Annotated in this window: 13 protein-coding genes; 2 read left to right on the plus strand and 11 right to left on the minus strand. The window is 63.5% G+C overall.

Translation table 11 applies throughout. The features are described from left to right. Positions 1-73: 73 nt before the first annotated feature. From pafA to ACIOTN_RS05020, 7 genes are all read right to left on the minus strand, one after another. Positions 74-1,447, minus strand: coding sequence for a Pup--protein ligase (gene pafA / locus ACIOTN_RS04990; RefSeq protein WP_402734837.1), 1,374 nt, complete (start codon positions 1,445-1,447; stop codon positions 74-76). Between the two features lie 78 nt (positions 1,448-1,525). Beyond that, complete coding sequence (locus tag ACIOTN_RS04995; protein WP_133833376.1) at positions 1,526-1,711, minus strand: ubiquitin-like protein Pup; 186 nt, start codon at positions 1,709-1,711, stop codon at positions 1,526-1,528. A 66-nt stretch (positions 1,712-1,777) separates the two neighbouring features. Then, positions 1,778-3,394 carry a depupylase/deamidase Dop gene (dop, locus tag ACIOTN_RS05000; protein WP_133833377.1) on the minus strand — a complete coding sequence of 539 codons (1,617 nt, stop codon included), beginning with the start codon at positions 3,392-3,394 and terminating at the stop codon, positions 1,778-1,780. After that, on the minus strand, positions 3,391-5,028 hold the full coding sequence (gene arc / locus ACIOTN_RS05005; RefSeq protein WP_402734983.1) for a proteasome ATPase: 1,638 nt from the start codon (positions 5,026-5,028) through the stop codon (positions 3,391-3,393). Before arc ends, dop begins: the two co-directional genes overlap by 4 nt. 220 nt (positions 5,029-5,248) lie before the next feature. Next, positions 5,249-6,310 carry a tRNA (adenine-N1)-methyltransferase gene (locus ACIOTN_RS05010; RefSeq protein WP_402734838.1) on the minus strand — a complete coding sequence of 354 codons (1,062 nt, stop codon included), beginning with the start codon at positions 6,308-6,310 and terminating at the stop codon, positions 5,249-5,251. A 42-nt stretch (positions 6,311-6,352) separates the two neighbouring features. After that, positions 6,353-7,480, minus strand: a complete 1,128-nt coding sequence (locus tag ACIOTN_RS05015; RefSeq protein WP_332486258.1) for a site-2 protease family protein — start codon at positions 7,478-7,480, stop codon at positions 6,353-6,355. Beyond that, positions 7,477-8,190, minus strand: a complete 714-nt coding sequence (locus tag ACIOTN_RS05020) for an HAD family hydrolase (RefSeq protein WP_402734839.1) — start codon at positions 8,188-8,190, stop codon at positions 7,477-7,479. The genes ACIOTN_RS05015 and ACIOTN_RS05020 overlap by 4 nt, the downstream gene beginning before the upstream one ends. Before the next feature lie 83 nt (positions 8,191-8,273). Here ACIOTN_RS05020 and ACIOTN_RS05025 point away from each other — a divergent pair, with 83 nt between their 5' ends. After that, complete coding sequence (locus ACIOTN_RS05025) at positions 8,274-9,182, plus strand: PAC2 family protein (RefSeq protein ID WP_402734840.1); 909 nt, start codon at positions 8,274-8,276, stop codon at positions 9,180-9,182. A 33-nt stretch (positions 9,183-9,215) separates the two neighbouring features. Here the strand turns inward: ACIOTN_RS05025 and mshC are convergent, their stop codons facing one another. The 3 genes from mshC to ACIOTN_RS05040 all read right to left on the minus strand — a co-directional run bounded on the left by mshC (position 9,216) and on the right by ACIOTN_RS05040 (position 11,718). Then, positions 9,216-10,478: a cysteine--1-D-myo-inosityl 2-amino-2-deoxy-alpha-D-glucopyranoside ligase gene (gene mshC, locus ACIOTN_RS05030; RefSeq protein ID WP_105657831.1), complete on the minus strand. Its 1,263-nt coding sequence runs from the start codon at positions 10,476-10,478 to the stop codon at positions 9,216-9,218. A 127-nt stretch (positions 10,479-10,605) separates the two neighbouring features. Continuing rightward, a complete protein-coding gene (locus ACIOTN_RS05035; protein WP_105657830.1) occupies positions 10,606-11,430 on the minus strand; it encodes an undecaprenyl-diphosphate phosphatase in 825 nt (274 codons plus the stop codon). Between the two features lie 78 nt (positions 11,431-11,508). Next, entirely contained in the window at positions 11,509-11,718 is a 210-nt protein-coding gene (locus ACIOTN_RS05040; protein ID WP_105657829.1) for a hypothetical protein, read from the minus strand. 44 nt (positions 11,719-11,762) lie between these two features. Between ACIOTN_RS05040 and ACIOTN_RS05045 the strand changes: the two genes are divergently transcribed. Then, entirely contained in the window at positions 11,763-11,996 is a 234-nt protein-coding gene (locus ACIOTN_RS05045) for a DUF5703 family protein (protein WP_402734841.1), read from the plus strand. Between the two features lie 65 nt (positions 11,997-12,061). Here ACIOTN_RS05045 and ACIOTN_RS05050 read toward each other — a convergent pair whose 3' ends face one another. After that, positions 12,062-13,201 (minus strand): acyl-CoA dehydrogenase family protein, encoded by a 1,140-nt coding sequence (locus tag ACIOTN_RS05050; RefSeq protein ID WP_105657868.1) that lies wholly within the window; start codon positions 13,199-13,201, stop codon positions 12,062-12,064. Positions 13,202-13,245: the final 44 nt, after the last annotated feature.

Raw genomic sequence — 13,245 nt, forward strand, 5'->3', positions numbered from 1 at the left:
CACAGGGCAAGGCCCGTAATGATCTGCGTCCAGCTTAGAGGTTTTTGCTGTGTAAATACTTGTTTCCAGCTAGCTAAAGCTGCTGGCCCATCAGCTCAATGAGCTCGTCAATCTGTGAATTGGTGGTTGCGAACGGGTCCTTGCACAGCACAATTCCGCCCGGGCCATCCTCATACTTCATGTGGACCCAATCGGCGCTATAGCGTCGCCCATTGGCGCGGGCGGCGCGAATGAATTTGCTTCGCAGTGCCGCGCGTGTCGTGGCTGGCGGGTTGTTCACAGCCTGATTGATTTCAGCGTCGGAGACGACTGCGCTGGCCAGGCCGCGGCGCTTGAGCAGGTGGAACAGGCCGCGCTGCGGGTCGATGTCATGGTAAGTCAGGTTCAGCTGCGCGATCCGTGGCGCCGAGAGCTCCAGGGAGTTCTCCTGGGCATAGCCCGTGAGAAGCTTGTGCTTGATCGCCCAGTCGATGTCCCGGTCGATCAGCGAGAAGTCCTGGCTTTCCACTGCGTTCAGCGTGCGTTCCCACAATTCCAGGACGGTATCCACCTGGTCGTGGTGCGCGCCGTGGCGGGCGATGAATTCCTTGACGGATTCGAAGAGGATCCACTGGATCTGCAGTGCGGTCGGTTCGTCGCCGCCCATGAGCCGCACCACGGTCTGGCCAGTGAAATCGTGGGAGATCTGGCGGATGGAGCGAATCGGGTTTTCCAGTCGCAGATCGTGGTAGATTTCGCCGGATTCGATCAGGCGCAGCACCAGGTCGGTGGCGCCGATCTTCAGCAGCTGGGTGGTTTCGCTCATCGACGAGTCGCCCACTATGACATGCAGCCGGCGGTGGTACTCGGCATCGGCGTGCGGCTCATCGCGGGTATTGATGATCGGACGCGAGCGCGTTGTGGCCGAGGAGACCCCCTCCCACATGTGATCGGCGCGCTGGGAGAAGACGTACTTGGTCTGCTCTTCATCGGTGATCAGATGCCCGGCACCGCACAATAGCTGGCGGGTGACGAGGAAAGGGATGAGCATGTCAGCGAGGCGCTTGAACTCGATTTTGCGTGGAATCAGGTAGTTCTCGTGGCAGCCATAGGAGTTCCCGGCGGAGTCCACATTGTTCTTGAACATGTAGATCCGGCCTTCGTGGCCTTCCTCGGCCAGCTGGTCCTCTGCCTGGTCAACGAGGTCCAGCATGAATGCCTCCCCTGCGCGGTCGTGGGCGATCAGCTGCTTGAGCTGGTCGCATTCCGCGGTGGCGTACTCCGGGTGCGAGCCCACATCCAGGTAGAGGCGCGAGCCGTTCTCCAGGAACACATTCGAACTGCGCCCCCAGCTGACTACCGGCTTGAACAGGTGCCGTGCGGCATCCTCCGGGGTGAGCCGGCGCCCATCCGACGGGACATAATTCAGCCCGAATTCGGTTTCCAGACCAAAGATTCTGCGATCCACGCGAAGCTACTTCCCCTCAACTGCGGTTCCGCCACATTGGCCAGAACACGACTTCCAAAGCTGTGTGCCCGTTGGGGCTTACTGGCCGCCCTTTTGCACGAATCCGCGGACGAACTCTTCAGCGTTGGATTCCAGCACCGAGTCGATCTCGTCCAGCAGGTCATCCACGCCGGCGGACTGGCCGGTGGTGTTCACCTGGACCTGTTCCGTTTCGGCCTGCTGGTTCTGGATGCTGCGGCGGGCCGAGAAGCTTTCCTGAGTCATCGTTTTCTCCTAAGTCGTCGTGAATCCCGGAATTACGCGCCGAGACTCATACCTATTCTGCGCCGATTAGCGACGCCTGGCCAATTCGTCGATAAATTCCGCAATCTCCAGCTGCGTGTCGAACAGCTCGCCAACCTGCGCACGGGTTCCGCCCAGCGGTTCGGGCATGTGGAAGCGGCTGATCTTGCGCGCCCCGGGGACGGCGAAGGACAACGCATCCCAGTTCGCTGCGACCACGTAGGGCGCATAGCGCTGCAGGGTCATGCCGCGCAGGTAGGCCCGGGTATCTTCCGGCGGGCTGGCCACGGCTTGGTTGATCTCCTGCTGGCTGAAGATCCTCTGGATGGCCCCGCGTTCGGCCATGCGGTAGTACAAGCCCTTGTCGGTCCGCAAATCAGCCCATTGCAGGTCCAGCATCGCCACGCGTGGATCGGACAGCTCAAGCTGGTGGCGCTGGGCGAAGCCGTTGACCAGCTGGTATTTGGCGATCCAGTCAATCTGGTCTGCCGCGTCCATCGGGTCGCGCTCGAGCAACTCCAGGATCTGCGCCCAACGGCTGAGGATCTCGGTGGTGTCCGGATCATCAATGCCGCGTGCCGCACAGTAGTTTTCTGCCGCATGCAGGTAATGGCGCTGGATTTCAATGGCGGTGAGCTGGACCCCGCCGCGCAACCGCACCTTGGCCTTCAGGGTGGGGTCGTGGCTGATTTGCTGCAAGGCCAGGACCGGCTCGACCAGTTCCAGCTGCGGGGCCATCCCCGCTTCGATCAGCGAGAGCACCAAGTTGGTGGTGCCCACGCGCAGCAGGGTGGAGATCTGCCCGAGGTTCGCATCCCCGATGATCACGTGCAGGCGGCGGTACTTGTCCCAGTTCGCGTGCGGTTCATCGCGGGTGTTGATGATCGGGCGGTTGATCGTGGTTTCCAGGCCCACTTCCGCCTCGAAGAAGTCGGCACGCTGGGAGACCTGGAAGGCGGCGCGCTCGTTGAGCATGCCCTGGCCCACCCGGCCGGCACCGCAGAAGATCTGCCTGCTGGCAAAGAACGGGGTGAGCCCGCGGACAATCGAAGAGAACTCGATGCCGCGCGGCATCAGGTAGTTCTCATGCGAGCCGTAGGAGACCGACTTGTTATCGGTGTTGTTCTTGTACAGCAGCAGTTCCCCGCTGCCCAGGCGCTGGGCGGCGGCCGCGGCGCGGCGCATCACTTCATCGCCGGCTTGGTCCCAGAGCACCGCATCACGCGGGGTCATCGATTCGGGGCTGGAGTATTCCGGGTGGGCGTGGTCGACGTACAGGCGTGCGCCGTTGCCCAGGACCATGTTCATCACGACATCCGTGGATTCCTTCTCCTGGTAGAGCGTTGAACCCAGATGCGCGTCGTTGCCATCCAGCGCAATGGATTCGGCGGTCCAGATGCCCTCGTCGTCCAGCCCCGGCTCCAGGTCGGTCAGCTGGCTCGGATGCGCTTGGGCCCGGTCCATGGCGAATCCGCGCGCATCTTGCAGCGGGGATTCGTCGCTGTAGTCCCAGCGTGCTGCCTTGGCCGCCGAATCCTGCTCGGCGACCAATTGCGCGTAGGCGTCAACGATCTGCGCCGAAAGCACCGTGGCGTTGGCCTTGGGCATGTTCGGGCGGATAATTCCGTATTCGGTTTCCAGGCCGACCAGGCGACGGGCGCTCATTTGCCGGCCTGCTGCTGGACCAGGGAACGGATGTTGCTGATCCGCTCGCCCTTGCGGCCGGAAATCCGGGCCCAATCATCGGGGTTGGTGGTGTTGGGCATGTCTTCGTGCTCGGCGAACTCTTCGCGCACCGCACGCAGCAGGTACTCCATTTTCAGTCCGCGCTCGTTCTGCGTAATCAGCGCCTTGATGGCATGCATCTTGGCGCGGTCCACGATGTTGTGGATGACCGCGCCCGAGGCGAAGTCCTTGAAATAGAGCACTTCGGTGGCACCGGTAACATAGGTGACTTCGAGGAATTCGTTGATCCGCTCGGTGGAGTACATTGCCTGGACGGCTCCGCGGATCATGCGCGCTATGGTGGCGCCGGCATCCCCGGCATCGGCATCGAGCTCATCGGCGTGCAGCGGCAGTTCGGTCGTCAGGTACTTGCTGAAGATTTCTGTGGCGCCCTCGGCATCGGGACGGCGGATCTTGATCTTGACGTCCAGGCGTCCCGGACGCAGGATCGCCGGGTCGATCATGTCCTCGCGGTTGGACGCGCCGATGACAATCACGTTATCCAGGCGCTCGACGCCGTCAATTTCGGCCAGCAGCTGCGGCACGATGGTGGTTTCCACATCCGAGGAGACACCGGTGCCGCGGGTACGGAACAGCGCTTCCATCTCGTCGAAGAACACCACCACCGGATCTCCATGCAGCGCCTTCTCCCGGGCGCGGGCGAAGATCAGGCGGATGTGCCGCTCGGTTTCGCCCACGTACTTGTCCAGCAGCTCCGGACCCTTGATGTTCAGGAAGTAGCTGCGGTTGCTGGCCCCTTCCTTGCGCTCGACGACGCGCTGGGCCAGGGAGTGCGCCACCGCCTTGGCGATTAGGGTCTTGCCGCAGCCCGGAGGGCCGTAGAGCAGGATCCCCTTTGGCGCGCTCAACCCGTGTTCGCGGTACAGCTCAGGGTGGGTGAAGGGCAGCTCCACCGAGTCCTTGATGGCTTCGATCTGCGAGTTCAGCCCGCCAATGTCCGAGTAGGCAATGTCCGGGACTTCCTCGAGCACCAGTGACTGCATGTCGGTGAGCTGGACGCGGGATACCGCCATGCCCGAACGCGAATCGATGGCCAGCTGGTCGCCCACGCGCAGGTGCATCTCGCGCAGCGGGCCAGCGAGTTCAACGACGCGCTGGTCATCGGCACGGGCCATGACTACGGCGTGGTGATTTTCCAGCAGTTCCTTGACCGTGACCAGTTCACCGGTCTCCTCGAATCCCAGCGCCGCGACGATCACCAGTGCTTCATTGAGCAGCACCTGCTGGCCGATGACCAGCTTGTCGAAATCCATCAGCGGGCTGACGGCCACGCGCATCTTGCGCCCGGAGTAGATGACATCTGCGGACTGGGCGCCGGTGGATTCGATGCCGAGCCCGGGTTCGGGGTGCTTGCGCGGGTGCTTGGCCACGATGGTGCCGTGGCTGAAGGGAGTGTCCCCGTCTTTTTCCAGCGCCGACTTCAGGTTGATGATCTGCTCGCGGGTGGTTTCCAGCAGGGCCACCAGGCGCTTGTTATTGCCGCTGATCCCGGCGAGTTGCTTGTCGAGGTTGCGATTCTTGTCGCGCAGCACGTTGACCTGGCGTTCGGTCATCTGCAGCCGCTCGGCCAATTGTTCTGCCTCGCGATTATCGTTCACGTTCCAACCTCCAACATCCAACGTCACCGGGGCGGTTCGTGCGCCCTGATGAGGTTTTTTCCGGTGCTTGGCGCACCGTCTTGCTTCCATCCTAGGAACTGAAGGCCCCGAGTGCAGAACACTCGGGGCCCAATGTCACATAATGAGACGCAATATCTCAATATATGGTTGCAGCTCAGGCTTCGCCGCCAGCGCCTTCGGCGTCTTCTTCAGCGGCACGCACGCGCACGGACTGGTTGGCATCGCGGGCGGCCCGGCGCAGCTTCTTATCCGACAAGCCGCGCTCGCCCAGTGCTTCAGGGGTCCACTCGCCGTCGGCGTGATCGCGCGTCCATGCGCTCAGGTCCTCATCGGAGTACGAGTGCTCCTTGATGCGCTTGGCTTTCGGGATGCCATCGGCGGAATCGGCCAGACGGCGGCAGGTGATCAGGAATGCGGTGTGCGCGACCATGCGGTGATCCGGGCGGACGGCCAGGCCGTCGACGTGCCAGCCGCGCACCAGGGTTTCGAAGCACTCTGGCTCGGTGAACTGGCCCGAAGCACGGATGGCCTCGACCACGCGGGACATCTGGGTCACCGAGGACACGTAGTTGGTCCACACGCCGCCTGGCGCCAGCACGGTAGCTACCGCATCCAGGCATTCCCAGGGGCTGAGCATGTCCAGGACCACGCGGTCGATGCTGCCCGGTTCTTCCCGCTCGACGACCCTGTCCTGGAAGTCGCCGATGGAGATCTGCCACGAAGGGTGCTCGCCACCGAAGACGGTGGAGATGTTGCCGCGGGCGATATCGGCGAATTCCTCGCGTCGCTCGAAGGAGTGCAGGAAGCCCTCATCGCCGACCGCGCGCAGCAGCGAGATGGACAGCGCGCCGGAACCGACACCGGCTTCGACGACGCGCGCGCCCGGGAATATGTCGCCGAACTGCACGATCTGCGCGGCATCCTTCGGGTAGACCACGGTGGCGCCGCGCGGCATGGAGAGCACGAAATCCTTGGCCAGCGGGCGCAGGGCTTGGTAGCGGAAGCCGTCGATATTCTCGATGACCGAGCCTTCGGGCAGGCCGATGATGGCCTCGTGCGGCAGCACGCCCTTGTGCGTGTGGAACTCTCCACCGTGCTGCAGGGTGATGGTGTTGATCCGGCGTTTCTCGTCGGTCAGCTGCACGCGGTCGCCGACACGGAAGGGGCCGCGACGGGCTGCCGCGCCGTGCGGCGCCTGGCTCTTAGCTTCGCTCACTGATGTGATCCTTTTCTTGGTGCTTTTCAGTCTGTATAGAGTTTACTTGCGGCGTCCGGTGACGGCGTTGACGATCTGCCGCTGGTGCAGCAGGCCCACCACCTGCCCGGTGGCGCTGATCACCGCGTATTCGGCGCTGTCCACGCTGGCCAGGTAGTCGATCAGTGCGCGGCCATCGGAATCCTCGGCCACGATCGCGCCCTGGCCCAGGGCACGGGACACGGCCAAGGCCGGAACCTGGGCCGCCTGGTTCGGGTCCACCCGGGACAGTGCCTGCGCATCGATGACCCCGACCGGCATCCCTTTCGGGTCGACCAGGATGATCTCTCCCCCGCGAGCGTTCTGGCGGGAGAGCACGTCGGCTACGGTTGCGTGCGAAACCATGGCCGAAGCCGGGCGCATCAAGTCGGTGGCGATCACGGTGGGCAGGTTCAGCATCATCTTGGAGTGCGCAATCAGCTGCGTGGTGGCTTGCCACATGAACATCGCCACCATGATGCCGACCACCACCGTGATGATCTGGGGCTGCTCGCCGCGTACCAGAGGATAGATCACGAAGTAGAAGACCAGGCCCACGGCGATTGCCCGGCCCACCCAGCTCGAGGCGATGGTGCCCTTGAACTGGGATCCGGTGGCCTTCCAGACGATCGATTCGACCAGCCGCCCGCCATCGAGCGGAAGCCCGGGCAGCGCGTTGAAGGCGCCGAGCAGCAGGTTGGCATAGACGAAGAAGTCCAGCAGCAGGTTCGGGTACACGCCCATGGCCGCGTTCTCGATCACCAGCCAGCCGATTCCGGCCAGCAGGAAGTTCGACAGCGGTCCGGAGAGTGCCACCCAGAGCGAGGCGCCGGGCTTGGCCTTGAAGGAACCGAACTGGGTGTGCCCGCCCATCAGCGTCAACACGATGTGAGCATCGGGCCACTTGAAGGCGCGCGCGGTCATCGCGTGCGCGACCTCATGGATCAGCACGGCCACGGCGATAGCCACCGCGCAGGCCAGGCCCATCAGGTAAGCGTTCAGCGGCGGGATGATTCCGCCGCGCGAAAGCTGGATGCCAACGCTGAAGGTGATGACCGCGGTGATGATGAACCACGAGCTGGAGAGGTAGACCGGGACGCCCCCGATACGCCCCAGCTTGATTCCAGGGGACTTTTCCTGAGTGTCGCTCACGCGCTAACCTGCACCAACCATCGAGTCATTTCATGTACATCCACGGATGCCAAGGTGTCGATCCGGCGCCAATTGCCTTCGCCCGGGTCGGTGGCGTTGGGGACCAGCACCGCATGCAGCCCGGCCGCGGACGCCGAGGCGATGCCCGGCACGGAATCCTCGAAACCAATGCACCTGGCTGCTTCCAGTTCTTTCCCGGTGCACTGGCCAAGCAGCTGCAGTCCAGCCAGATAAGGTTCCGGGTGCGGCTTACCGTTGGCGACCTCTTCACCGGTAACGCTGGCCTGGAAGGTGCCTTCGGGGATGCTGAGCATCAGTTCATCGACGATGCTGCGCTCGGACATGGTCACCAAAGCCTGCGGGATGCCTGCCTGCTTGCACGCCGCGAGCAATTCGCGGGCTCCTGGCCGCCAGGGGATCTCGCGGCGGATGCCGGCAACCACCCGGGCAGAGAGCCAGTCGATGATCTCGCGGATCTCCAGCTTGACCCCGGCCTGCTGCAGGGCCCGGGCTCCATCTGGCAAGGCGTTGCCCACCAGGGCCAGGCCTTGTTCATGGCTCCACGAGCCGCCATGGGAAGCCACCAGCTCAGCTTCGGCAGCCAGCCAATAGGGTTCGGTGTCGATCAGCGTACCGTCCATATCCCACAGGACAGCTTGCGGGGTTGCGGGCTCGGTTCCGGCGGCAAAGTCAAAACTGGTGCTTGGCATGAGTCCATTCTAGATGGAAGAGTGGGGCTAAGCCGCTTCGGCGAGCCACGCCGAGAGCATCGAGTGCTGCCAAGGAGTCTTCAATGAACGAGGAATACCACGCCCCGACGCTGAATAGCTATATTGCCAAGACCCAGCATGAGATTCGCCCCACCATCGTCTTGGCTGCCTTCGAGGGGTGGAACGACGCCGGTTCGGCGGCCACGGACGCCGTCCGCCTGCTGCTCGAGTCCAACGCCCATGAGCATGTGGCCACCGTGGGCGAGGACGATTTCTACGACTACCAGTTCACCCGGCCCAAGACCCGGCGCACCGGGACCGGGCGCGTAGTGGACTGGCCGTGCACCGAGATCTTCAAGATCCATTTGCCCCAGGCGGCCGCCGACCTGCTGGTGGTGCTGGGTGTCGAGCCGACGTTCAAATGGCAGACCTTCTGCTCGCGGATCATCAAGGTGGCCCAATCCCACAATGCCCATGCCGTGCTCACCCTGGGCGCCTTGCTGGCTGATGTGCCGCATACCCGGCCGGTGCCGACCTCGCTGGCCAGCGACGATCCGCGGTTCCAGGAGCACTTGAGGATCAGCGCCTCCACCTACGAGGGGCCCACCGGAATCCCCTCGGTGCTCGGCGTGGAGTTCGAACGGTACGGGATCCCGAGCCTGTCGCTTTGGGCTCAGCTCTCCCACTATGTTGCGCAGTCCCCCAGCCCGCGGGTGCAACTGGCCATCATCGAGCTGCTGGAGGAAGTCATCCCGGTCTCCGTGCCGGACCAGAAACTGCGCGAGGATACGCTGGCCTGGAAGCACGGGGTCGATGAGCTCGCGGCAGCGGATCCGGATGTGGCCAAGTACGTTGAACAGCTGGAGCAGGCAACGGACACCAGCGAGCTTCCCGAGGCCAGCGGCGAGTCCATTGCCCGGGAATTCGAGCGCTATCTGCGCCGCCGGGGAAAGTACCGCAAAGACAGCCCGGGGTCCGACTTCGATATCTGAAGCCGGACCCCGGGATGCTTGGCGCGGTGCTGCCTAGAGCTTGAGCCCCAGCAGCGCGTCGATGCCGTGGCGCAACGCTTCGGCGCCGTCGCCATTCGACCCGGCCGGCTGCGCCGCCCACCGGTCGAGTGCCTCCAGCGCGGAGGGCGCATCGATGTCATCGGCCATGTGCTTGCGGATGCTTTCCACTACCTTGGCTGCGTCCTCGTTGCTGGTGGTGGCCAAGGCCTGGCGCCAGGCAGCCACCCGCTGCTGGGCTGCGGCCAGCAATTGCTCGGTCCAGAACCAGTCGCTGCGGTAGTGCTGGGAGAGCAGTACGGCGCGGATCGCTACCGGCTCGACGCCGGCTTCGCGCAGTTTGGAAACCAGCACCAGGTTGCCCAGGGACTTGCTCATCTTTTCGCCGTCCAGGCCCACCATGCCGGTGTGCACGTAGGTCTGCGCGAGTTCCGCGTTATCGCCAGCAGCTGCGTGGGCCGCAGAGAATTCGTGGTGCGGGAAGATCAGGTCCGAGCCGCCACCCTGGACAGTGAAGGGGGCCGGCAGGGTCTTGCGGGCAATCACCGAGCATTCGATGTGCCAGCCCGGGCGGCCGGCACCGAGCTTGCCGCCATCCCATGACGGCTCGCCCTCGCGGGCGGCACGCCACAGCAGCGGGTCCAGCGCATCGCGCTTGCCGGCACGATCCGGATCCCCGCCGCGTTCGGCGAAGAAGCCGAGCATGGTCTCGCGGTCGTAGTTCGAAACGGCGCCCAGTTTCCAGGCATCGTTCTGGGCGGCCAGGGTGTCGAAGTACACGTCGCCTTCCACCCCATCGGCACCAGCCGGCACACGGTAGGCCAGATCCGCATCGAGCAGCTGCTCGACGACCGGGACCAGCCAGTGGATGGATTCCACCGCGCCGATGTAGTTCTGCGGCGGAATGACGTTCAGGGCTTCCATGTCGTCGCGGAAGAGCTGGATCTGCGACTCGGCCAGTTCGCGCCAATCGACGTTGGTTGCTGCGGCGCGCTCGAGCAGCGGGTCGTCCACGTCGGTGATGTTCTGGGTGTAGGCCACGGTGCGACCGGCATCGCGCCAGGTGCGCTGCACCAGGTCGAAGGTGACATATGTGGCGGCGTGGCCCATATGGGTGGCGTCATAGGGGGTGATACCGCAAACGTACATGCTGGCCGGCGCAATAGCTTCATCCGCTGGCGCAGTGGCCTGTCGGGCTCCGGTGGCGGTATTGAAAAGTTCCAGTGTTGGTGCTGAACCAGCCACCTGAGGTACCTCAGGGTTATTCCACGCGTGCACTTATGGACATCCTTTCGCAGATGCGACGTATTTCTTCCTTTAACTCCAAGTGAAGCAAGGCGAGGTTTATTCCCGTTAACTGCAAGATGCCCGTGAAGCAGTCCACGGACATCTTGGAAAACCTGGATCAGGCGGCCATCCAGCCCAATCCCAGAGCGACGAACAGCGCCAGGCCCAGCAGGATGCGGTACCAGACGAAGAAGCGGTAGGAGTGGGTGGAAACGAACTTCAGGAACCAGCCCACAATCAGGAAGCCGACGACGAAGGCCACGACGGTAGCGACACCGGTCTGCGCCAGGGTGTAGACACCTGGTTCGTCGAAGGACTTGACCAGCTTGTACAGGCCCGAGGCGAACACCGCCGGGATCGCCAGCAGGAACGAGTAGCGGGCTGCGGCTTCACGGGTGTACCCCATGAGCAAACCCGCGGTGATGGTGCCGCCCGAACGCGAGACGCCCGGAATCAAGGCCATGGCCTGGGCGAAACCGTAGAAGATGCCGTGCTTGACGGTCAGCTTGTCCAAGGTGCGCTGCTGCTTGCCGTAGTGGTCGGCGATGGCCAGGATCAGGCCGAAGACCACCAGTGTGGTCGCAACAATCCACAGCGAACGGAAGTTCGTATCGATGTAGTCTTCCAGCAGCAGGCCCAGGATCGCGATCGGCAGGGAGCCGATAATGATCAGCCAGCCCATCTTGGCGTCCGGATCCGAATGCGGGATCTTGCCGGCCAGTGCCTTGCACCAGGCGCCGATGATCCGCACGATGTCGCGCCAGAAGAAGACGATCACTGCGGTTTCGGTACCCAGCTGGGTAATGGCGGTAAATGCCGCTCCGGGGTCTTGGGCGTTGGGCAGGAGTTCGCCAACGATACGCAAGTGGGCTGAGGACGAGATCGGGAGGAACTCGGTCAGGCCCTGGATCAATCCTAGGAAAGCTGCTTCAAACCAATTCACCCCTCGACATTACTTCACCGATTGCGACTATCCGGACTCAGAAACACGGAATAGGAAAAATTCACTCCGTGGTCGTACTCACGCATCATCCGAGGGTATGGTGAAGGGCAATAACTCGGAATACTGATCGTAGAGGGCGTCTTCATAGTCTTCGAAGGCATCGGCCAGCGCGCCAAAAGCCGCGTCGACGGATGCCTCGCCAGCACCGCGGCTCTGCGACACAATTGCCAGGTGCTGCTCCAGGCGTGCAATAAATGCTTGCAGTGCAAAACTCGGTTCAGTACTCATAGCATGAGGCTACAACGCACGGCGTTCTTTAGATAGGGGGCAGGATGCTCGAAGAAAGAATTAAGCCACCGCTGCATCATCCCGATGACCAGCGCTTTGAATACCTGGTCATAACTTCTTTCCCGGGCGGACCAAAGCATGTCGCCCGCGCCGCCCTGCGGGAGCACGCCGATAACGGCAAATGGGAGCTTATGCGCACCTGCCGCTATGAAGGCGGCGCCCAAAAGTACTGGCTGCGCCGCCGGGTGATGCGCATTCGCAGCACCCTGGCTCCCTGAACCGGCAACAGGGCACATGGCACCATGCCCGCCATTGGCCCTCACGGCAATCGCGGGTCCTTGCCTCAGCTGTCGAGCGGGCCTACCAGCCACGAGGCCACCGTATTGGCTGCCGAGGCGGCATTGGACGGGTGGTACCAGCTGGCCTGCACGTCGCGGTAGAGCCGTTCGAACTCCGATCCCCGGAAATATCCGCCACCGCCCAGCAGCTGTCCGGCAACCTGGATGTTCTCCCGTGCAGTGCCCCCGGCCAAGGTGCGCAGCGTCACCAGCTTGGGGAACCACGCGCTCTGGTGATCCGCCTTGGCCTCCAGGTCACCGGCCACCGAGCGTTGCAGGGCATCCAGGGCCAGCAGGCGCATCGCCGCTTCGGCCAAGAGCCCGCGGGCACGCACATCCTGCGCATACCGGGTCCCGTCCTGGTGCACCCGCTGGCCCAGGGCCTCCTGAGCCAGGGTCACCGCACGATCTGCGATGCCCACGTAGACGCTTGCGGTCAGGGTCAGGAAGGATGCGAAGATGCCGAAGACCAGCGGGTCCTGGTTAGGACCGGCCGGCAGCCGGCTATGCACCCATTCGCGCGGGGCCACCGCATTTTCCAGCTTCGTGGTGTGCGACTGGCTGGCCCGCATGCCCAGGGTGTTCCAGTCGTTCATGGAATGCACGCCCTCGCCCCTGGCGACGAAGCCGTGAACCAGTTCCCCGGATTCCTCATCCTTGCCGAACACCCCCAATCGGGTGAACGCCGGCGCCAGCGAGGTGAAGATCTTCACGCCATTGAACTCCACCGAGCCATCGGCAGCAGTTCTCGCCCTGGTCTTCGAGTCGAAGAGCACCGCGTCGTTGCCGGGCTCCGAAATCCCGAACGCCATCACTTCGCCCTCGGCAATCCAATCGGCCACCATATCCAGGCGCCGGTCCCCGCGGGCCTGCAGCAAATACGCGACGCCCGCCCATACCTGGTGCATGTTGATCGCCAGGGCCGTGCCGGGTGCCGCGGTGGCCAGGCGGCGCTGGGCCAGGGCCAGGGTCTCGAAGTTCCACCCCAGTCCCCCGCGCTCTGCCGGCACCAGCGCCTTGAGGTAGCCCAGTTCCACCAGTTCGTTGAAGTCTTCGATGGCGAACGAGTTCGACTCGTCATAGCCGGCGGCCCGGTCCCGGAAACGCTCAAGCAGCTCGTCGCTCAGTATGGATTCGATGGTCAAGGATTCTGCTCCTGGATTCTGTTGTGCTGGCTGGGCCAACGCTG

The organism is Glutamicibacter sp. NPDC087661 (assembly GCF_044743275.1).
In the GTDB taxonomy this organism is placed as follows: domain Bacteria; phylum Actinomycetota; class Actinomycetes; order Actinomycetales; family Micrococcaceae; genus Glutamicibacter.

Coding starts and splice junctions, on each gene's coding strand:
- ACIOTN_RS05040 (WP_105657829.1), bottom strand. CDS start 11,718: ATGAGTACTGAACCGAGTTTTGCACTGCAAGCATTTATTGCACGCCTG.
- ACIOTN_RS05020 (WP_402734839.1), bottom strand. CDS start 8,190: ATGCCAAGCACCAGTTTTGACTTTGCCGCCGGAACCGAGCCCGCAACC.
- ACIOTN_RS04995 (WP_133833376.1), bottom strand. CDS start 1,711: ATGACTCAGGAAAGCTTCTCGGCCCGCCGCAGCATCCAGAACCAGCAG.
- ACIOTN_RS05025 (WP_402734840.1), top strand. CDS start 8,274: ATGAACGAGGAATACCACGCCCCGACGCTGAATAGCTATATTGCCAAG.
- dop (WP_133833377.1), bottom strand. CDS start 3,394: ATGAGCGCCCGTCGCCTGGTCGGCCTGGAAACCGAATACGGAATTATC.
- arc (WP_402734983.1), bottom strand. CDS start 5,028: ATGACCGAACGCCAGGTCAACGTGCTGCGCGACAAGAATCGCAACCTC.
- ACIOTN_RS05045 (WP_402734841.1), top strand. CDS start 11,763: ATGCTCGAAGAAAGAATTAAGCCACCGCTGCATCATCCCGATGACCAG.